We start from the raw sequence: 18,490 nt of genomic DNA on the forward strand, positions 1-18,490 counted from the left end.
CGTTTATTTGTGTATTGAGAGTTGGAACTTATACCGATGTGACAAATCGGGGGACAAGGATTGTATAAAAAAGCAGCAGCGCTTTTTGTGGCGCTGCTGCTACATTCAGAAGAAGAACTTTACTGACGCTTCATGATCTTCTTCCCATTCACAATATACACTCCCTTTCCAGGGTAATTCACCTTTCGGCCGTTCATGTCGTACACCGTTACAGGCCGTCCTTCGCTGTCGACGAAGATGTTGTGGATGCCTGTTGGTTCCTGTGGCGTAATCTTCATGCCGTAAATCTTCAGCCAACTCTTGCCTGCCATGGCGCGAGCCCTTGCAGGAGCCTTTTTCTCGTCACCCGTGTACTGGCTGTTGTAGATGTACACATACTGTGGTGTCGCCACATCATAAGGAACCTGCACTCTGCCTTGCATGTCGGCAGCATAGTACTTGGCCTCTTCTTCACCTATCTTCACGGCCAGTTGCGAACCGCCTTCTGTCTGATAGTCGATATCGATAGTTCCCTTTCCGTTTACTACGATAATCAGTCCGTTGTACCAGCTTCCGAAGTCTGCTGTTACGGTGGCATCGGCAGGAATACGTTTGTTCATCGTGTAGTAATCCATGGAGGTGTTGAGGATGAGACACTGTTCCTTGGCGTCAAATCCATCATTATTTGCTGCAGGCAGATTGTAGTAGACATTGTTGATTACTACATTTTCCACGTTCAGAGCCTCTCCTGTCTTCTGGTCTGTCAGGTCGGAAGAGAAGTTGGTCTGATATTCTTCTCTTATCTCGGGTACCTCTACATTGTCGTCAGTACGAGGTGCTCCTATCACTACGTGGGTTTGCTTCTCCTTGCCCAGCCAGATGGAACCATCCCAAAAATCAGCGCCCTCGGGCTCGAGAATCATCAGCATCTTGTCGAGGTCTAACCACTGAACGTGATCCATGGCAGATTCTGTACCGGTGAGGTTGAGTAGAGCGTGCTTGCCTCTCAAGGTGAGTCCTTCCTCAGGACCTGTCTTCGTGTATAAACCGTGAGTACCTCCTGTTGCCACCACGGTGCAGTTGTCGATGGTCAGGTTTCCGCAGTACATGTCTATTCCGCAGGAGTATCCACCCTTTTCCTCGTTCGTAGTCTCGACGGTCAGTATACTGTTCTCGTCGCCCACGATGGTCAGGTTGCTTCCTCCAGGTACGCCTAATTGATGGCCATACATGATAGGAGTGCCAGGAGCTTTCAGCGTGCAATGGCCTACAACGCGGATCGTCAGGTCGCCGCCGCTTCCGCTGATGATATTGGATGCCTTGAACTTGGTGGCATCGATATTAGCCCAGGTGAGTGTCAGCACCTCGCTCTTCGGGTCGTAGCTCACGGTCTTGTCGCCAAATATATCATAGGCATTCTTCTCGTCTACCAGTCTGCCGCATACATAGAGCACCACCTTCTTGACAACGGGAGGCTCATAGGTGTACGTCATTCTCGCATACTCGCTGCTGTTTATGCCGTCCACGATGTAGGCATATATTGTTGCCGACTGCTCGCTGAGTTTCAGCGGTTCAGTGAACACAGCATATTCCACTTCATCCTTTGCAGTGCCTTCGGGCACCAGCTTGTAGTAGAGTGTGCCAGAGGCGTTGGGGTTGGTTATCGTTACCGTGATGGGTTCTGTGTAGGTGCAACTTTCTTTCGAGAACACAGGGTTGCTGAGCGTGATGAATCCCTCGCCCTCCGTCTTTTGGTTGAAGCGGCTCCATGGGTACTTGTCGTTGTAGTTTGAACCCTCGGGCACAATCAGTCGGGTGGAGCTATAATGTTTAGCATCAAAAACATAATTTTCGGCTTCGGGAGCCGTAGGCGCGTGGCACACAATATCGGTGAGCGGACAATCTTTGAACGTGTTTCCGCCATAAAACTGATTGACAGTAGAAGGCAACACCACGCGCGTCAAACTTGTACAAGACATGAACAGCTCTTCGGGAATGCTGGTCACACCCTCAGGTATAAACATCTCTTTTAGTTGTTTGCAGTTTTCAAAAGCATTGTAGCCAAGAGAGTTAACGGTGGCGGGAAGCTCACTCTTGTCGAAGAGCGTGCCCGCAAAGGCGTAAGAGCCTATTGTCTTCACATTGGTGGGCAAGGTGATGTCGGCCAACAGTTCGCAGTTTCTAAACATACTGTTTTCAATGGCCTCCAGATTCTTGGGGAATACAAAGCGTTTGAGGCTTTTGCAATTAGCAAAACTGCCTGCTATCTTGGTCACGGTTTCAGGCACCACCACCTCTTCTATTCCAGAGCCTTCAAAGGCATATCTTTCAATCGACATCAACCCAGTGGGAAACTCCACCTTTTTCAGCGACACACATTTATTAAATGTGTATTCGGGTATGGTGGTAAGCGTTGCTGGCAACTTAACTTCCTTTAGCGATTCACAGTCAGAAAACAGATTGTTGCCGATGGTCACACCATCGCCAATGGTCATGCGCTCCAACGCTTTACAACCTGAGAACACCCCTCTGCCCATTGTCTTAACGCTTGTAGGAATAACGATATCGTTCAGCACATCACAAGCGTAGAACAACTTGTCGGGTATATCTGTCAGACTGCTGGGCAACGTCACCTTCTTTAGCGCAGAACAGAATGCGTATCTATTATCAGTTGATTATCAATACTATACGCTCTAAACGGTAGAAAAGTGGCAATGTGGATTCTGTTTAGATACGAAAAGGTGAAGATTTAACGTTTTTAACCTTTTGTTGCACCAAAATTACAGAAAATATGGGTGATGTGGGGTGGTTAGCAGTCACTCCATATGCCTTTTATTGCCACAGAGGTTCGTTTTCCCAACCAGAAGGAAAACCCAGGGCTGCTTTATCTATTTCTGGAAACGTAGCAAAAAGTCTGTTCATCTTGTCAAGCATATCGTTATTTGGAGATATGATGTCGAGGAAGTACTTGATGATGCACATATCAAAGTACACTTTCAAAGGATCTGTCGGCAAGGTAATCCAAGGACGTGACATTCTGATTGGCATGGTAGCACGAATAGAGAATACCCTATTCCATACACGTGCATGATGACAACATGAGTTTCTTGTTACAGTGATAATGGTAAGCCAAGATTCAAAAGGTGCAACTTGCAAGCCAAAAGACTGTGCAATACGCTTCTTTATCTTCTTATTCTTGATGTTGGAATAAATATTGGTGATTACACCAAATGGCAATATCTCGGTCAGCATCCATGAAGGTGGGTACTGATTGGTATATGTCTCTTTGAAATGGTTGATGAAATCCTCTTTTGTATGGTTCAGTTCATCTTCTATAAGACGTATAGAGCGATTGAACTTGGACGGATTTGAGAAATTGTTGGCATCAGTCATCCAAAAAGGGTTACCTGTCATTTCCGTTCCAAAGTTCACGATTGCACAACGCACTGCGACCTCTATCTTTTCAATTTCATTGAATAAAAGTAGGCGTAGCTTCTTGTCAAAGCGATACAACATCATAACCTTACCGAAAGTCACTCCTTGCTTGAATAGATGTTGCTCCTTGGGAATAGAAAGCAATGGGTACATATAGGCAGACAAACGATAGTAACCGATGTGGGAAAGATAATGCTGAGCCTTTTCTTCATCGGTTATCTCCATACCTCTTGTTTTGAGTAGTTGTACTAACTCTTGGGGTGTGGAGTATGTTTTTATGAACGGAATTTTTGTTGCCATATACCTATAAAAACAAAAACGACCCGCACATTTGAGCATCGTTGAGAGGCTTGGCGGGTTCTCGTATTGCAAAGATACGAATAATCATTGATAATACAAACTTTTTAGCAAGAAAAATCACGCAAAAGTGGAATTCTTTGACATATTTATATTTAATAATGTTAAATCGAACCTTAAAATCAGATTTTACCAGCCAAACAAAGTGGTTTCCAAGATAAAAGTGTTATCTTTGTAACGTCTATACCCATACCGGAAGCCCCGATGGGCAGAGGTTGGGCAGACATACATATGGTAAAAGGCGTTTTTGTACGCTTTGGTTTTGACGCTATAAGAATCTCGCAAATTCAACGACAAGTCAAGAACAAAGCAACAAAGAACGCCTCATGAGGTGTATTATATACAGCCCTCATTGGCTTCGGACGATTCCATTGTTCGTTGTCAAGAGTGCTTTCTATATACTTACACTGGCGTGGGGCTTTCGGCGTTGTATCAGCGTTGTACATTGAAAGACTATATTTATTATTTGTTACCTACTTGATTATCAGCAGGTACAGGAAAACTCAAACGTAAGCATCATTTTATTGGGTGACAAGAAAGAACCAACAAAATGAAAAACAAATCTTGTGCAACAAATTTTGCTACCCAACAACCATTTTCCCTGTTACTTTTATTTCAAGAACCGTTTTTACTGGCGGAAAGAAAAAAGATGTGTTACTTGTCTATGGCTGCCAACCAAAGCCAATACACAAATATAAATTCATTCATCTTAGGATATATATACTAATGGATTGGATGAACTGAACGAATTGCGGAGCGATAGCCCAACCATGCCATGTGTTGTATTGGGGTGTCGCTCTCTTTCTTTCCGCCAGTAAGAACTCTTGTATGATTTCTGTTACTTTCCACTTGTAACCGCTTGTTTCAAGTCATTCTTAGCTCTTTTATTCTCATTTCTCAATTATTCTAATTGTTACTCCGTTACCTGAATCTTCATCACCATTTCTGGGCTTTGATAAATTTGGTTGCAAAGGTAATGTCTGTACCCATATTCCTTGCAAGGTCAGTGCCTATGGTCTCTTGCTAAAATCTCCACCTTGCAGGTTGTATTTTAGCAGAGAACCTTGCAGGAAAAGCACAGACACCTTTTGAGGCAACAAAATTTTAATCAATCCCGAAATTGCAGATGCAAAATTAGGGAATAAAAAATGAAGACTTATGGCAAACATTTGTGACACTCAGTACAAGGTGATGGGCGAACGCAAGGCGGTAGCCGACCTTTGGAACACGCTCCAAACAATGGAGGTGAACACCAAGAACGTATATCTCTACAAGTTGGCGGAACACTATGGCATCGACTATGAGAAGATGGGCATATCGGTAAGAGGACATATCTATTGGGCAGAGTTTGAGGCAGACGAGGACATCAGCTTGTTGTCCTTTGACACCGAAAGTGCATGGTCTGCCTGTGAGGAGTTCTTTGATGTACTGAACAAAGTTCTTGGTGGAGAACTTTCCGTCAGTTATCGTGAGATAGAATGTGGATGCGACATTTTCTATGTCCATGACGAGCAAGGCTTCTTCCCAGAGGAATGCTGTGTGAGTTCTTCGGGCGAGCCTTTCGAGGATGCTTGTGAGGACATCTTTGACACTTGCCAAGATGCTATTGCCAAGTGGTGTGAGAAGATGGCTATCTCGCAAGGTGACAGAACCGATGATGAAATGATGGATTTCATCAACGGCTATGAGTATGAGAACGAGGACACCTATTATTATATAAACAAGTTCATGTTTAGCTGATGAAAAGATTTGAGACGATAGAGAAAATCCCCACTTGGGCATTATGCTATATCATCAATGGCGACCCTACGGGATTGAGTGATGAAGACATCAAGATGGTTGATGGCTTCATGCAGAAATGGCAAGTGGAGATTGTTTCTCCACTCAGCCAAGACGGAAACGCATCATTCTCGCACTATCCTGCCTTTGGACTACCTGCAGAGGTTGAGGAGTGCAAGGTGATTTATCATTCGGAGAACCCACAAACTTTATAGAGCTATGTTTGAATACGAAGAATTGACCGATATTATCGGTTGCAGTTGCACACTGCTGATACCCTACAGAGGACGCACAGAAGGTTTCGTTGTTGCAGACTATGGTGAGGACATCGTAGTGAAATTGCGCAATGGCAAGGAAATTGTAGAAAGACGTGATGACGTTCTTGTCTATGACTGACGAAAAGGATGCTTGGTGAAGGTTATACTCGCCAGGCATTTTTTTTTCTTTCCGCCAGTAAAAGCCCTTTTGTATGAAACGGCAAACTCCCTTCATCGTTTGCCGATAAACTTTTATATGGCTATGCTTTGATGGTTGTATTCGCCAAATGGCGACCTGCCTCTTTGTATGAGACAAAATCTGCGACTACGCCTTTCTTGGAGCTTTTCGTACAATGAAGCATTTTGTCTGAGGATGGATCTTGTTTGCAGCATTGCGATTGTAGTTGGTTGCTCATGCTTACTTTCCTCTACAAATAGGAGTAGCCTTCGAAGCTGGTTCTCCTTCTGCTTGTCTTGGTCAATATGCTCATGCGACCACCCTCCATGCGGAAAAGTATATTGCCTGTTGGTTAACCATTGTTGCTGACGGCAAAACGCCATGGAAACGTGCTTTGCATTGATGATGGTTGCTGCAAATGATTGTACCATACGATGCTGTTACGGTGTTCTTGCGTCCTTTTCTGAATTACCGATTTTTTGAAGCCACTATTTTTCCTATGCAAAGGTAGCGTGATGCTTCGACAGATGGAATCCGTCTTGTGCGGTCGCTTCGCTGTGACCAATAAAATAGCCGATAATCTTCCTTTTTCTCCTCACCGCCAACAGAAAACGAGTATTATAGTCGATTTTCATGGTGCTGCCCTCATGTGCCACATCCCTGCTCTTGGATTGCATGTAAAAATTAAGTTTCACTTCAAAAAGTAATTCAATATGAAAAAGATCGAGAACACTTTCGTAGTAACAGGATTCGTAGGCAACAACGCAGAAATCCGTCAGTTCACCAACGCTTCAGTAGCACGTTTCTCATTGGCAGTCAGCCGTCAGGAGAAGAATGGTGAGGAAACCAACAGAGTATCAGCTTTCATGAACATGGAGGCATGGCGCAAGAACGAGCATGTTGACTCTTTCGACAAGCTGCAGAAGGGAACCTTGCTCACCGTCGAGGGCTACTTCAAACCAGACGAGTGGGTTGATCAGCAAGGCACCAAGCACAACCGCATCGTCTTCATCGCAAACAAGTTCTATCCTACACCAGACAAGGAGGAAACTCCAGCGGCAGAGCCTGAAAAGCCTACCAAGAAAGGCAAGAAATAGGATTTCTTCATTCTCTCCAATAAACAAAGCGGCTTCGGTCGCTTTTGTTTTGCTCATACAACCATGTTTACTTTTATACTCACTATTAGCAAGTTTACTCTTATAACCGCATGCGTACTGCTATTATAAGCGTCAAGCCGTCTTCCCTTTTTATTACTTTGTCCCACCCATCTGCGAAACCGCACCAACAGTTCGTCAAAGCGACATTCTTTATTTATCGGGAGTAAGATCCCGAAAGATGAAGAATGACCATTTGCCGAAGGACAAGCACGAACAGAATGGCATTGGCTAACGGCATCCGTGACGCAACCGTCACTTACATGCTGTCTACCAATGCCACCCCTTTCGTTAAGTTGCTTGTCTGGCTGTTGCGCAGTTTCACTCCCACCCATATCTTTTATATTCGCTTCTCGTCTTCCTTTTATAATCCATGGTTTACCCTTTTATAGCCGTTACAAAGATTTCATGCCAAAAGGCTCCTTGACTGTGGCGACCAACTGTCGCTACTGCAATAAGCCACATGGCATGAAGGCTGGAGCGGAAACACACTCGGCATGGATGCCAAGAGAGTTTCCCAATTACTCCTGCCGCATCTTTGTTCCGTCCTTCTGCTATAATCGGCAAACCGTTCTCTCTTTATAGCACTTCGTCCCACCCTTGCGGAATTGCACCGATGGCGCAGTTCCACACCCACCCTTTTCTTGTTGTAATCTTATGTAGTAGCACTTATAGTCATTTCATTTCGTCCATCGTCTTTGCCGCTTCGGATATTTTCCGCAAAGGTACCAGTTGCGTGGCAAATGCCAAATTGGGCATCATGGATGCTTTTCAAAAAATCTTCCTCTATGTGCCTTGCATATAGAGCGTATTTTTCGCTTCCGATTTGTCTTTTTGCCTTCCAACACCTTTGCGTGGCGGAAAAATATCCCTTGGGCAAGCCGAAAGGCTTCCGAAAATAGGGAAAATAAAAATTGAGTTTAACACAAATAATTTTTCCGACTATGGTAAGAATGATAGACGACAGCATCAAGAGACAGCTGAGCAAGAGGATGGATTTCTTCTTGAAGTATTTCCCTGTGAGAGTTCGCAATGTGGGCGAGGACGCAGTGGCTGCACGCCAACTGATTTGGGCGTTCAAGGATGCAAGGGACAACGCTTTTGAGAAGGTGGCGCAAATGACCGCAGCACATCTTATCAAAGTTTGTGGTGAGAAGATAAAGGACATCGTGTTTGTATGTGTGCCAGCCAGCACCCAAGCCAAGAACGAGAGTCGATACATGGCTTTCTGTAATCGTGTGAGCGAGCTTTGCGGCATCATCAACGGCTATTCGCACATATCCGTTTCAGGCGACCGCTTGGCAGTACACGAGCACCGCCATGACAAGGAAAAGAGCATCACTAAGACACAAGTGATTGAGTTTGATGAAGCCTACTTCAAAGGCAAGGACATCTATGTTTTTGATGATGTGGTAACGACCGGCGCAAGCTATGCTATTTTTGCCAATCAGTTGGAAATGTTTGGCGGAAACGTATTGGGAGGTCTTTTCTTGGGACGCACACACTATAAATATGCAAAGTGATATGGATAAGACAAAGTACATCAAAGCCAATTCCGTGGCTTTTTCGGGACATCGCACGATAGCGGAAGACCGCAAGGACGAGATAAGGAAGAAACTGAGGGGCAAGATAAGGCTGCTCTATGCTATGGGTATCACAAATTTCTATTGTGGCATGGCACTCGGCTTCGATATGTTGGCTGCTGAAGTGGTGATTTCATTGAAAGCGGAACTTACCAATTTAAAACTTATTGCCGTCATTCCCTATGACGGTCAGAACGAGAGGTGGAGCGCAAGGGAGCAAGACCGCTATTGGGATATTCTTGACAAGGCGGACGATGCTATCCTGTTGAGTAAGTACTATTTCAATGGATGCTTGCTCAGACGAAATGATTATATGCTTTCTCATTCGTGCGGACTGATTGCTTTCTTCGACGGCAAGCCCAAGGGCGGCACGTTCTACACTTGCCGAAAAGCCAAGTCGATGGGGATGGACATCATCAATCTGTACAAGTCACAAGTATAACAAACGAAAACTATAGCTTATGAACGACATCGTATCTTTGTTCGTGGTATTCTTCGTGTTCAAGGCTTTGGGCGGAACGCTCAAAAGCCTTTTCCACGGAGACAAGCGAAATGATTTCAGAAGAGACAGATAAGGAATTGCCTTATCTGCCAATAATATTATTCCACAAGGTCAGAACATCTTGCGTGCTTTTTCGTGCGCAGATAGCTATGGCTTTGTGGACGGAAAGCGTTCGTGTATTCGAAGCCACAAAAAAAATATCGTATAGCAGCATCTGTAGGCTGAATATTTTTCAACAAGCAAGAAATGCTGTGATATTGATGATTTAATGTCCTATCGCAAAGTCTATCTCGCCATTTTCTAACATATACTGTGCGATACTTATTGCCTCATTTTCATCATTAGCATTTATAAGAATACACTCCGTATCAATTTCAGTTGTGATTTCAACTTGATATAAATTCATTTTGTTGGAGTATTTATTTGAAATAAAAGTCTTTCCGTCTTATGGGATATATCTACAATCTTTAAATTTCCAATGAAGTTGGATTTCTTACTGTGGAAACAAAAGGAATTTGTCCCAGTATGAGTACGATGCCAGATGAACATCTTTTATCTACTTCTTGATTGATATAATCCCTTGTTATTTTTCCTTTTCTAATTAATTCGTTATATGCAAAACGGAAACCGTCTATAGAGATAGAACTTCGTCTTTTATTTGAAGTTATTCTTGTAATACCGCCCCAATTTACATCCAGAATTTTATTTTCTCCTTTTGTATTCCATAGTGTCACTCCTTTTAAAGGCATAATGTATTTTCTCCAGACTTCATCAAACGTTGGATATTCCATACGAAAATCTTTATGGATAGAATCTGAGTTCTCCTCTTCTTTTTCTTTATGAAAAGTTGAAACAAAATTTGTTTTTGTCGTCAATATCTCTATTTTCAGCTTCTTTGCCACTGATATAGCATCATCAAGAAGTTCTCCATCGGTGGCAATTACCGCTTTTGTACAGTCTTGATAGGCCATAGCTCCATATAGTTGCATAATGGCAGCTCTGTTGACTTTTCTTTTATTTCCATACATTTTAGCTTGAATTGCTATTTTTTCTTTACCTTTTATAGCAATAACATCTATACCCCAATCATTGGAGTATGGAGTTACAAGAGTTTTATATCCTTGATTTTGGAATATACTTGCTATATATTGCTCATATTCTTTTGGTGTCATACGTCTTTAATTTTGGAATATACTTGAATGTTATAGTGATTATTCATTCTCATCCTTGGGCTTTCTCTTGCCAAGCGGTCCGCTGAACTTGCCTCTGTTCAGCTTCACCCCATACTTGTTGAGTATGCGGAACACAGAGCTGCGGCTCCTGAAGCCGCTGACCTTCCAGATGTCATCGATAGTGTAGTTGTTGTTATACATATTGACGATGTTCCTCTCACGGTCGATACCTTTCTTTGGAGTTGAACTCTTGGCTGGTTTAATACCCGACTTGATATATTCCACATGGGCAGTAGCCTTGCGCAAGGCTACGACCTCTTCGGACAACGAACCGAACATGAAAAGCACATCGGCTATTGATGTACTTGGGAACAACTCCCCCTTTGAGTCAATCTTATCCTGAATGGATATTATCCTTATCACCTTCACCCTGCAAAACTCCAGGAACATCGCCAATTCCCGAACACCACGCAGCGCATTGCTGAACTTCGATATGACCAGTTCATCACCTCGTTCCAGACAATCCATGAGCTGCTTCCATTCCGGGCGTGTCTTCTCTTGGCTTGCACTATCTTCTATGATACGGCAACAGCCATACTTCTCCATCCAAGCCCGGTCAAAGGTGAATGTGTCATACTGCTCCGAGTTAAATATGTAACCTACTTTTGCCATAGCTATTATACACTGATTTGTAATTTGCCGACAAAGATACTTATATTCCATCAAAGTATAATCATACTCTGATAATTATTATAGTTAATTAAAGATTGATGTACTGCACTTTCTTGGATATATTATCATTTCATATCATGCTATAAAGTATGAATTAGAATAAAATATAAAGTTTGATTTAGTTTGAATGAATACCCGATAAATAGTCGTAAATTCGCACCGCAAATTTCAAACAAAGTCCGAAATGGAAAGTATAAACATTATCATATCTGCGGCAAAAAGCCGATTGAGGGTGAAGTGCAAACAACCTTGCACTTCAAGTTTTCGCATATCATACTTTGGAGGAAGAAAACAAATGTCCATGTTGTCTGCCATCACACTTGCCATTCTTTTGCTGGCATCCTGTTCAAAAAATGCCAGTGAACTGTCTTTCCATGATGCAAGGGAGGCATTGGATGCGCAAAAGGTGTTCCTCTCAAGGATGAAATCAGACAAGGATTTGTCTATGGAACACCTTGCTGACAAAATGTCCAAATGGCGTACTTTAGAAGACTCGGTTTCTGCTTGTCTGATACGGGACACCATCAAAAAGGCACATTCGTTTCCGATGGAAGAATTTTCCAATGTCCATGACTCAATCCGTGACGAGTTTATGCGCATAGCTACCGCCAAGCGAAGGACATTCAAGGATGTGCTCCTGTTGAAGATGAACGCCTCCCCTTATAAAGGTAAGAAGGACACGGACAGCCTTTCCTTGGTGGCTTCAAAGTTTTTTGAGAGTATGGACACCATACCATTATATAAAGGTGACAAGACAAGGATCTTGACCACCTATCATTTCTTCTTGGAGAAGGTGAAGAAGGAAGGCATTGCCAACAAATCACAGTTCCTCGCCTTTCTGAAAACGGAGGATAGGTTATTCAGAACATTTCTATCTCATCTATACGAGATGAGCGACGTGTCGGTTTCGCATATAACAAGTGGAACAGAAGATGTGTGCAAGATGATTGCTCAATCTTCAAGGAAAGGAAACTTACCGGCAAGGGATGCCGTGACCTATATGGCGGTTCGTACCAATCGAAGAATCATCGCCAATGCGCAGACTTGCGTTGCTGATATTAAGAGTGGAAAGGTTACTTCCGCTGAACAACGGACTGCCTATTTTTGGATGATACTGCAACCATTCCTGTCCATTGATGACTTCGGAATGGCGATGCTTTCAGAGAATCAGCGAAAGGATTTGGTGCAACTATCAATAGATGCTTTAGGCACAATCGCCTGTCTTAGCCGTTCCTTGCAGATGGACAAGAATATGACAGACGGGTTACCAGATATGTTCATCAAGCTATACATTTCTTCATTATAAACACAATAGTTATGCTGCATAAATTTCTCAACGACTTCCTGGCACTGGCACCATTGCAGTTGCCAGAGCTTATCAACCAGGAGCGCATGGAACAGCCAGTCTATGAAGACGGCTATGTCCTGCTTGACTTCAAGTTGGAAAAGCCTTGTACTCTCGAAGAGGTGATGAACCTTTTTGAAGACCAAATGGAACTGGTCATCCTTTACCACAAGGTGACTTCCGTATATACAGAGTTCGGACAGTTCTGCTGTGCCTTCTCCAACCCTAATTTCGGGCGGATGTACAAGATGAATGCCAGTACGGATGTCAATGGAAATGTCCACTCCGTCATGGTGACAATCTATGAGTCCTTGGAGTTCATGTACGGTGACTTGTGCCACGACATGGAACTGCAAGCGAGGACAGGCTTCTTCAAGTACAAGCGTGACAAGGCGGACATGCTGATGTGTTTTATGTGACATTACGTTCCATTTATGAGTGACGTGCAGCTTCAGAACATCGTGGACATCATCCACAAATGCCACACATGGATAGACGTTGGCAGTTCGTTCCATTGGAAAGACACCGCCGTTTCACGGCATGGCATGGTTCAGACCGTCTGCTGTCGGTGTCTGACTCTTCGAGCCTGTCATTCCAACAATGATTATGTCCGTGGGCAGGAGTGGCATATTCCTCTGCTTGACATTGACCGAAGTGCCAAGATTCTTATGAGAAAGGATGCTGGTTTCAAGAAACGCCTTGCTTCAAATGCTTTGACAATGACGGATGTCGAGCGACTTTTCATGGAAGTCACCTATGGAATTATTGAGTTGGAGCTATTCGAAGGTTATTGACCGTTTTACATTACAATTTGATCTATGATATTCAAGATTATCTTTCTTTTCTTCCCTATGCTTCTTCTCTTGGCATCAACGATGTGCTACAGAAAGAACAATCGGATGATGCAGAGATTTTATCTCCGCATGGTGTTTTCGCATAATTTTCGGAAACTGTACACATTGCTGTTGCTGATGGCAATATTGGTGTTCAGTTTCGTGGCATATCAAGTACAGCCCAACGAGATTGGTGCTCATGTAACGGCACTGTTGGCATTGTTGCTGTTCAAGTTCTCCTATGCAGACAATCTGCTGCATAGGTTGCATGACAACAGGAAATCATGTGCCATCGCTTTTACAGCCTCATTGGTGTTTATGTTCACTCCCTATCTGTACACATTGGGAGTGATGGTGGGCTTGCTCTTGGTGGCATCCATCTACTATCCGTCCTCAAAGGTCATCTTCAAGGCACAATGTCCTGACAGTGGCAGACACTTGGCGCAATGTCCTGAGGACATCGTAAACTTCTACTTTTAGTCCATTCTTGGAATATGCCACTTGGTACTTGGCACATTCTACAACACTCAGTCTAAAATGAGAATCATTATTTCACAACATCAACAAGACATTTTCAATGAAACATATACCAAAGGAAAATATAAAGGTAAGTCTCTCTGTCGGCTTTCTGGCATCTCTACAGGACCGACATAACGAGCGGTATTCCAAACACGAAGCGTTCTGCTATCTGCTGGACAAGGCTTGTGAACACTACGTGCCGAAAGCCGTAAGCAAGGAAGTGGTAGATGAATTGAAAGATTTTCAGTTTATCACAACCAAAACTCAACTTGCAGAGGACTGGCATTGGCATCGTGCCACCGTGCGTCAGTTCCTCGAAAAATTAACGGAACATGGGCTGATACTCTGCAAGGAGTTTGAAACGAAATACACCATCATCACGATGATTGGCATGAAGGACGGTAACGCTCCGACAATGCGAAATAGCATATTGGAACCAATCATCCGTTTCACAATGGACAGTTGGTTCAATGGCACTTCCACCACAGAAGAGACTGCCGTTGTTTGTGGTCAGATTGTAAAGGGTGCAGTAGCATTATCGCAAGAAAACAACTCTGCTTCTACATCATCTGACAACCAACTTTCATCTGATGATATTGCCACTTACATGATTGGCAGACTTGTAGATTGTATGCCTCTTGTAGATGAGGAAGAACATAACAAACTTCAGTTGCGTAACGCAATCTTCAAGTTCTTCACTCGTGTTCTCAATCGAGACTGGCTCCAGTTGTTTCTTCTGATAAAGGAACTGCCCGAAATCGCCAGTCATGGAAAGTCTGCTTCCGTCAAATTGAACACAGCAGAAGACATGAGCCTTTTCCAATCCCTGTGTTCCGCTTATAAGGCTTGCTGTCCTACCTCAACAGTTGAGACAGCTGCCAAGCCAGTTGTAACCGCCAAGGCGGACAACCATAAGTAGAGTTCATTCTGTTCCATTATAGCTGCCTTACGGACATTCTCCTTTTAAGACCTCACGGTTCGGTACTGGCATATCGCACTCGTCGTGGCTTGCCTTTTTTAGCGCATCGGGCTTGCCCGCTGTTCACGAATTTAGGGAGTGTGGTAACTCATTACCCCTACGACCTAAAAGTCTTCGGGAGAGTGTCCGCCAAGGCAGCAAGCTGGGACACTGTTTTTACTGACACATATAAGCATATCAGAGATATGGAAAGAATAGCAAAGCAGGTTTTGAACGTCAGGGGGCGTAAGGGATGCGCCGCCGCTCTCAGCCGTGAATACCAACGCAACTGGAGCGACAGGGCATGGCAGGTGGCTATTGCAAAAGGCAACTATGACCTCGGCAGACAGCATCTGAACTTCCAAATTTCCAAGGGAGGAAAGATAGCACCTATCGACAAGAGTAAGTATATTCCACAGTTGATGGCTGAGAACTTGGCAGCTCGTGGCATCAAAGACAAGAATGAGGGGTTGGCAGAGCCACGCTTCAGAACTGTAGCGGATTTCATTTTTAGCGGTTCACAGTGGAAGATGCGAGAACTTGCCTTCGGTGAACAAAAGGTTGTATTTAAGCCTGGTGACAACAAGGAAAATTATGCAGTCAAGCGTATGCCTGAGATTGAGCAATGGGCGACGGACATTTATAATTTTGTCGCAGGAAAGTATGGTGAAGAGAATATCGTTGCCTTCTATGTACACTTGGACGAGACTTCACCACACATCCATTGCGTTCTTCTGCCAATCAAGGACGGCAAGTTTGCCTTCAAAGAAATCTTCGCAGGTGCCAACAATCGGGAATATAGTCAACGTACATCGAAACTTCATGACGAGTTGGCGATGGTCAATGAGCCTTGGGGACTGGTGCGTGGAACGAGCCAAACGGAGACTCGGCAACGACACAGACCTACGGAGGAATACCGTAAACACCTGTCCGAGGAATGTTCTTCAAAGGAAGAGGAGCTGGACAACCTTAACAAAGCTGTAAGCGACCTTCGGGTGGAAATAGCACTGGCAGAACGTCGTGTGAAAGGTCTCTCTTCTATGGTGGAACATCTGGAAGAAGAGAAACATCAGAAGATGTTGGAGATTGACAAGTTGAAGATGCAGATTGCCAACAAGGAAGGAGATAGTTCCATCTTGTCGCAGAAGTTGGAAAAATTACAAAATGAGTTGGCTTCCGTTGATGAGAAACTGGCTGACAAGAAAGACAAGCTCGCTGTAGCTGACCAGCAGTTGGATGAGTTGAACAAGGACATGGAGTTTGTCAAGGAGCGGACAGAGACGCTTCGACAGGATGCCATGCAGTTCTCTCGTGAAGCTCAGACTGGTGCTGGCACACTTATCAAGACTGCTATGTTGGAAAGCATGGTCACTGACTACCGTTCTAAGATGACATTGTTGCCACCTGAAATCAAAGTCGCATTTGACGGTTCGCCATTGGAAACCATAGCCGAGCACACTGCCGAAGTTCTTCATTGTGCCACCTTATTATACCTTGGCTACATCGACCAAGCCACGACATTCGCCGAAGGGCAAGGTGGCGGAGGCGGTGGCAGCAATGACATGAAATGGGGACGTAACGAAGACGAGGATGACAGGCGTTGGGCGCACCGTTGCCTTGCGATGGCAAACAGGATGATGCGACCGAAAGGCAGCAAGAGTAGAAAGCGTTAATAGAATAAATAATCGACAAATTGAAATTTATGATTAGAAAAGCAATATTTATGATGGCATTGTGCCTATGCGGACAAATGCAAGTCAATGCAGAGACTATGGATGATGGCACGGATGATTTGGTGCCGTCTGGCATAAATGAGGATATGCTCCGACAGATTGAGCCTACATACCTCAAAGAAGTGGCAGTTCCTTCTGCATGGTCTTCCAACTGGTTCGTTTGTGTATCGGGTGGCACTTCCGCTTTTGTAGGAAAACCGCATGGTAAAGGAAACTTGTTCGACAGGATGAAACCTTCCTTGGCAATAGAGGCAGGAAAGTGGTTCACGCCAGAGATTGGGGGGCGGTTGAGTTTCCAAGGTTTTCAGTTCAAGGATGCCAGCAAGAATGTCCGTGATTACAAGATGGTTCATGCGGATTTTCTTTGGAATGTGACCAACAGTTTTGTCAAAGACCATGCCACCACACAAAGATGGGGATTCATTCCGTATGCTGGTTGCGGTATTATCCATAACGAGGATAACGGCAAGAGTCCGTTTGTCATCAACTATGGTGTGATTGGACAATATCATTTAACAAAGCGTTTGGCGGTCAACATGGAATTGGGTGGCGCAACCACATTCCGTGACTTTGATGGTGTGGGCGCATCCAATAAGTTTGGTGACAATTTGTTCACCTTGTCTGCCGGACTGACTTTCAACATCGGAAAGGTCGGTTGGAAGAAGGTTGTAGATGCCACTCCTTATATCAACCAGAACAAATGGCTGGCAGATTACACCAATGATTTGTTGGCTCGCAACCAAAAGTTAAGCAAAGCTCATGCGGAGGATGCCAATGTCATCGTTGAGATGAGAAAAATCTTGGAGATTGAAGGATTGCTGAAAGCCTATGCCGACCGCCTGACATATTATGCGGATAGTACGGAGCATCGCATCTACCCGAAAAATGACTACAGCGGTTTGAACTCGCTCCGTGCAAGATTGGCTCACAAGGATTGGAATGGCATGGGAAAACCAAAAACAAGCCGCTCTCTGGAGTATAGTTTCTCTGTTTCCGATTCTGTTTCTTGGAACAAATACGTTGCAGAAATGACAGGTGGAACCAAGTGCATCGGTTCGCCAGTTTTCTTCTTTTTTAAGATTGGAACCGCGCAGTTGGTTGACGTTTCACAGATGGCAAACTTGGATGAGCTTGCTCGTATAGCAAAGGCTTATCATCTCAAAATTTCCGTTGTTGGTGCTGCCGACAGTGCCACAGGAAACGATGGCATCAACAATCCTCTCAGCAAGTCAAGAGCGGATTATATCACGCAACAGCTTGTGGCAAGAGGCATTGACAAGTCCATGATAATATCAAAAAGTAAGGGCGGTATTGATAAGTATTCACCAATTGCAGTCAACCGTCATACGGCTGTCAGACTATTTGCACAGTAAATGTGTTTTACTATCATTCATACGATAAGCGGTAATCTGCAAAACAATGATTATCAAAAGAAAGAGTCCGTTCGTGATGAATGGACTCTTTCTGCTATTGGTTGTTTTGTTCTTTCTCCTGTCGCAATATCTTGTTTATGACAGTGATGACTTGCTCTTGTATATAAGCTTTGAACATCGTGTCATCCTTTATGGCAAAGTCCAACTGTTCATATACTACAGTATTGACAGAACTTCTGAGTTGTTTTAACTTGTCATTTACTGGTATCTGTCGATGGGCTTGCCAATAGAACGTAACTTCATCTTGCACTATCGCTTTCAACACCATTTTCTGTTCACGGCTGAGTTTCTTGAAAGTCTTGTTTTCTCGTTCTTCGTTGTTGCCATATAAAATAGTATCGATATATTCATCGGCATCAACGATCTCAAACTCATTGTCCCCGAAAGGCAAGTCCAAAATCTTCTTGTTGCTTTTCTTCATCTCACCCATGCACTCCTTACAGATGTGTTGGACATGACCTTTCCTCGAAAATGACTCGTTCGGCTTGTATTCACCACAAATCTTACAGTAATGTCCTTTATGCTTCTTCTTTGCCATATC

21 protein-coding genes and 1 pseudogene are annotated in these 18,490 nt (G+C 43.9%); 14 read left to right on the top strand and 8 right to left on the bottom strand.

The genetic code is table 11. The annotated features are described in order from the left end of the window. Positions 1 to 119 precede the first annotated feature (119 nt). The 3 genes and pseudogenes from P3T48_RS06095 to P3T48_RS06105 form a co-directional block, all read right to left on the bottom strand. Complete coding sequence (locus P3T48_RS06095) at positions 120 to 2,474, bottom strand: leucine-rich repeat domain-containing protein (protein ID WP_276506102.1); 2,355 nt, start codon at positions 2,472 to 2,474, stop codon at positions 120 to 122. Next, positions 2,466 to 2,627: pseudogene (locus P3T48_RS06100) on the bottom strand (leucine-rich repeat protein); the annotation flags it as partial. The gene P3T48_RS06095 and the pseudogene P3T48_RS06100, both read right to left, overlap by 9 nt. 184 nt (positions 2,628 to 2,811) lie before the next feature. After that, positions 2,812 to 3,714 carry an Abi family protein gene (locus tag P3T48_RS06105; RefSeq protein ID WP_276506024.1) on the bottom strand — a complete coding sequence of 301 codons (903 nt, stop codon included), beginning with the start codon at positions 3,712 to 3,714 and terminating at the stop codon, positions 2,812 to 2,814. Positions 3,715 to 4,929: 1,215 nt separating this feature from the next. On the opposite strand from P3T48_RS06105, the gene P3T48_RS06110 reads away from it, so the two are divergent. From P3T48_RS06110 to P3T48_RS06120, 3 genes are read left to right on the top strand one after another with little or no spacing between them, the layout of a single operon-like run. After that, the gene (locus tag P3T48_RS06110; protein ID WP_276506025.1) at positions 4,930 to 5,511 is read left to right on the top strand and encodes a hypothetical protein; all 582 of its coding nucleotides are present in this window, start codon (positions 4,930 to 4,932) and stop codon (positions 5,509 to 5,511) included. Beyond that, positions 5,511 to 5,765, top strand: a complete 255-nt coding sequence (locus P3T48_RS06115) for a DUF6926 domain-containing protein (protein WP_106813560.1) — start codon at positions 5,511 to 5,513, stop codon at positions 5,763 to 5,765. Before P3T48_RS06110 ends, P3T48_RS06115 begins: the two co-directional genes overlap by 1 nt. A gap of 4 nt (positions 5,766 to 5,769) precedes the next feature. Continuing rightward, the gene (locus tag P3T48_RS06120) at positions 5,770 to 5,946 is read left to right on the top strand and encodes a hypothetical protein (protein ID WP_010537206.1); all 177 of its coding nucleotides are present in this window, start codon (positions 5,770 to 5,772) and stop codon (positions 5,944 to 5,946) included. Between the two features lie 536 nt (positions 5,947 to 6,482). Here the strand turns inward: P3T48_RS06120 and P3T48_RS06125 are convergent. After that, positions 6,483 to 6,680 (bottom strand): hypothetical protein, encoded by a 198-nt coding sequence (locus P3T48_RS06125; protein ID WP_141565419.1) that lies wholly within the window; start codon positions 6,678 to 6,680, stop codon positions 6,483 to 6,485. A gap of 18 nt (positions 6,681 to 6,698) precedes the next feature. Here P3T48_RS06125 and P3T48_RS06130 point away from each other — a divergent pair, with 18 nt between their 5' ends. The 4 genes from P3T48_RS06130 to P3T48_RS06145 all read left to right on the top strand — a co-directional run bounded on the left by P3T48_RS06130 (position 6,699) and on the right by P3T48_RS06145 (position 9,164). Then, entirely contained in the window at positions 6,699 to 7,082 is a 384-nt protein-coding gene (locus P3T48_RS06130) for a single-stranded DNA-binding protein (RefSeq protein WP_117701448.1), read from the top strand. 278 nt (positions 7,083 to 7,360) lie between these two features. After that, positions 7,361 to 7,531 carry a hypothetical protein gene (locus tag P3T48_RS06135; RefSeq protein ID WP_276506026.1) on the top strand — a complete coding sequence of 57 codons (171 nt, stop codon included), beginning with the start codon at positions 7,361 to 7,363 and terminating at the stop codon, positions 7,529 to 7,531. A 552-nt stretch (positions 7,532 to 8,083) separates the two neighbouring features. Then, complete coding sequence (locus P3T48_RS06140; protein ID WP_058322074.1) at positions 8,084 to 8,662, top strand: hypothetical protein; 579 nt, start codon at positions 8,084 to 8,086, stop codon at positions 8,660 to 8,662. Between the two features lies 1 nt (position 8,663). Then, positions 8,664 to 9,164: an SLOG family protein gene (locus P3T48_RS06145; protein ID WP_276506027.1), complete on the top strand. Its 501-nt coding sequence runs from the start codon at positions 8,664 to 8,666 to the stop codon at positions 9,162 to 9,164. Positions 9,165 to 9,489: 325 nt separating this feature from the next. Here P3T48_RS06145 and P3T48_RS06150 read toward each other — a convergent pair whose 3' ends face one another. From P3T48_RS06150 to P3T48_RS06160, 3 genes are all read right to left on the bottom strand, one after another. Next, positions 9,490 to 9,630 carry a hypothetical protein gene (locus P3T48_RS06150; RefSeq protein ID WP_276506028.1) on the bottom strand — a complete coding sequence of 47 codons (141 nt, stop codon included), beginning with the start codon at positions 9,628 to 9,630 and terminating at the stop codon, positions 9,490 to 9,492. A 61-nt stretch (positions 9,631 to 9,691) separates the two neighbouring features. After that, on the bottom strand, positions 9,692 to 10,396 hold the full coding sequence (locus P3T48_RS06155) for a restriction endonuclease (protein WP_264905490.1): 705 nt from the start codon (positions 10,394 to 10,396) through the stop codon (positions 9,692 to 9,694). Between the two features lie 39 nt (positions 10,397 to 10,435). Next, on the bottom strand, positions 10,436 to 11,068 hold the full coding sequence (locus tag P3T48_RS06160; protein ID WP_276506029.1) for a recombinase family protein: 633 nt from the start codon (positions 11,066 to 11,068) through the stop codon (positions 10,436 to 10,438). Positions 11,069 to 11,423: 355 nt separating this feature from the next. On the opposite strand from P3T48_RS06160, the gene P3T48_RS06165 reads away from it, so the two are divergent. The 7 genes from P3T48_RS06165 (at position 11,424) to P3T48_RS06195 (ending at position 17,889) form a co-directional block, all read left to right on the top strand. Then, on the top strand, positions 11,424 to 12,434 hold the full coding sequence (locus P3T48_RS06165; RefSeq protein WP_276506030.1) for a hypothetical protein: 1,011 nt from the start codon (positions 11,424 to 11,426) through the stop codon (positions 12,432 to 12,434). 11 nt (positions 12,435 to 12,445) lie between these two features. Further along, on the top strand, positions 12,446 to 12,892 hold the full coding sequence (locus tag P3T48_RS06170) for a hypothetical protein (RefSeq protein WP_276506031.1): 447 nt from the start codon (positions 12,446 to 12,448) through the stop codon (positions 12,890 to 12,892). 15 nt (positions 12,893 to 12,907) lie between these two features. Then, a complete protein-coding gene (locus tag P3T48_RS06175; RefSeq protein WP_258982467.1) occupies positions 12,908 to 13,267 on the top strand; it encodes a hypothetical protein in 360 nt (119 codons plus the stop codon). Between the two features lie 24 nt (positions 13,268 to 13,291). Further along, positions 13,292 to 13,786 carry a hypothetical protein gene (locus tag P3T48_RS06180; RefSeq protein ID WP_276506032.1) on the top strand — a complete coding sequence of 165 codons (495 nt, stop codon included), beginning with the start codon at positions 13,292 to 13,294 and terminating at the stop codon, positions 13,784 to 13,786. Positions 13,787 to 13,883: 97 nt separating this feature from the next. Then, positions 13,884 to 14,744 (top strand): hypothetical protein, encoded by an 861-nt coding sequence (locus P3T48_RS06185; protein WP_276506033.1) that lies wholly within the window; start codon positions 13,884 to 13,886, stop codon positions 14,742 to 14,744. Positions 14,745 to 14,989: 245 nt separating this feature from the next. After that, a complete protein-coding gene (gene mobV, locus P3T48_RS06190; protein WP_276506034.1) occupies positions 14,990 to 16,456 on the top strand; it encodes a MobV family relaxase in 1,467 nt (488 codons plus the stop codon). A 29-nt stretch (positions 16,457 to 16,485) separates the two neighbouring features. Further along, entirely contained in the window at positions 16,486 to 17,889 is a 1,404-nt protein-coding gene (locus P3T48_RS06195; protein WP_276506035.1) for an OmpA family protein, read from the top strand. 94 nt (positions 17,890 to 17,983) lie between these two features. Here the strand turns inward: P3T48_RS06195 and P3T48_RS06200 are convergent, their stop codons facing one another. Continuing rightward, on the bottom strand, positions 17,984 to 18,487 hold the full coding sequence (locus tag P3T48_RS06200) for a hypothetical protein (RefSeq protein ID WP_081978992.1): 504 nt from the start codon (positions 18,485 to 18,487) through the stop codon (positions 17,984 to 17,986). Between the last annotated feature and the right edge of the window lie 3 nt (positions 18,488 to 18,490).

The sequence above is a fragment of the Segatella intestinalis genome (assembly GCF_029348455.1).
Taxonomy (GTDB): domain Bacteria; phylum Bacteroidota; class Bacteroidia; order Bacteroidales; family Bacteroidaceae; genus Prevotella.

Coding starts and splice junctions, on each gene's coding strand:
- P3T48_RS06095 (WP_276506102.1), bottom strand. CDS start 2,474: ATGACCATTGGCGATGGTGTGACCATCGGCAACAATCTGTTTTCTGAC.
- P3T48_RS06105 (WP_276506024.1), bottom strand. CDS start 3,714: ATGGCAACAAAAATTCCGTTCATAAAAACATACTCCACACCCCAAGAG.
- P3T48_RS06110 (WP_276506025.1), top strand. CDS start 4,930: ATGGCAAACATTTGTGACACTCAGTACAAGGTGATGGGCGAACGCAAG.
- P3T48_RS06115 (WP_106813560.1), top strand. CDS start 5,511: ATGAAAAGATTTGAGACGATAGAGAAAATCCCCACTTGGGCATTATGC.
- P3T48_RS06120 (WP_010537206.1), top strand. CDS start 5,770: ATGTTTGAATACGAAGAATTGACCGATATTATCGGTTGCAGTTGCACA.
- P3T48_RS06130 (WP_117701448.1), top strand. CDS start 6,699: ATGAAAAAGATCGAGAACACTTTCGTAGTAACAGGATTCGTAGGCAAC.
- P3T48_RS06135 (WP_276506026.1), top strand. CDS start 7,361: ATGGCATTGGCTAACGGCATCCGTGACGCAACCGTCACTTACATGCTG.
- P3T48_RS06140 (WP_058322074.1), top strand. CDS start 8,084: ATGGTAAGAATGATAGACGACAGCATCAAGAGACAGCTGAGCAAGAGG.
- P3T48_RS06145 (WP_276506027.1), top strand. CDS start 8,664: ATGGATAAGACAAAGTACATCAAAGCCAATTCCGTGGCTTTTTCGGGA.
- P3T48_RS06150 (WP_276506028.1), bottom strand. CDS start 9,630: ATGAATTTATATCAAGTTGAAATCACAACTGAAATTGATACGGAGTGT.
- P3T48_RS06155 (WP_264905490.1), bottom strand. CDS start 10,396: ATGACACCAAAAGAATATGAGCAATATATAGCAAGTATATTCCAAAAT.
- P3T48_RS06160 (WP_276506029.1), bottom strand. CDS start 11,068: ATGGCAAAAGTAGGTTACATATTTAACTCGGAGCAGTATGACACATTC.
- P3T48_RS06165 (WP_276506030.1), top strand. CDS start 11,424: ATGTCCATGTTGTCTGCCATCACACTTGCCATTCTTTTGCTGGCATCC.
- P3T48_RS06170 (WP_276506031.1), top strand. CDS start 12,446: ATGCTGCATAAATTTCTCAACGACTTCCTGGCACTGGCACCATTGCAG.
- P3T48_RS06175 (WP_258982467.1), top strand. CDS start 12,908: ATGAGTGACGTGCAGCTTCAGAACATCGTGGACATCATCCACAAATGC.
- P3T48_RS06180 (WP_276506032.1), top strand. CDS start 13,292: ATGATATTCAAGATTATCTTTCTTTTCTTCCCTATGCTTCTTCTCTTG.
- P3T48_RS06185 (WP_276506033.1), top strand. CDS start 13,884: ATGAAACATATACCAAAGGAAAATATAAAGGTAAGTCTCTCTGTCGGC.
- mobV (WP_276506034.1), top strand. CDS start 14,990: ATGGAAAGAATAGCAAAGCAGGTTTTGAACGTCAGGGGGCGTAAGGGA.
- P3T48_RS06195 (WP_276506035.1), top strand. CDS start 16,486: ATGATTAGAAAAGCAATATTTATGATGGCATTGTGCCTATGCGGACAA.
- P3T48_RS06200 (WP_081978992.1), bottom strand. CDS start 18,487: ATGGCAAAGAAGAAGCATAAAGGACATTACTGTAAGATTTGTGGTGAA.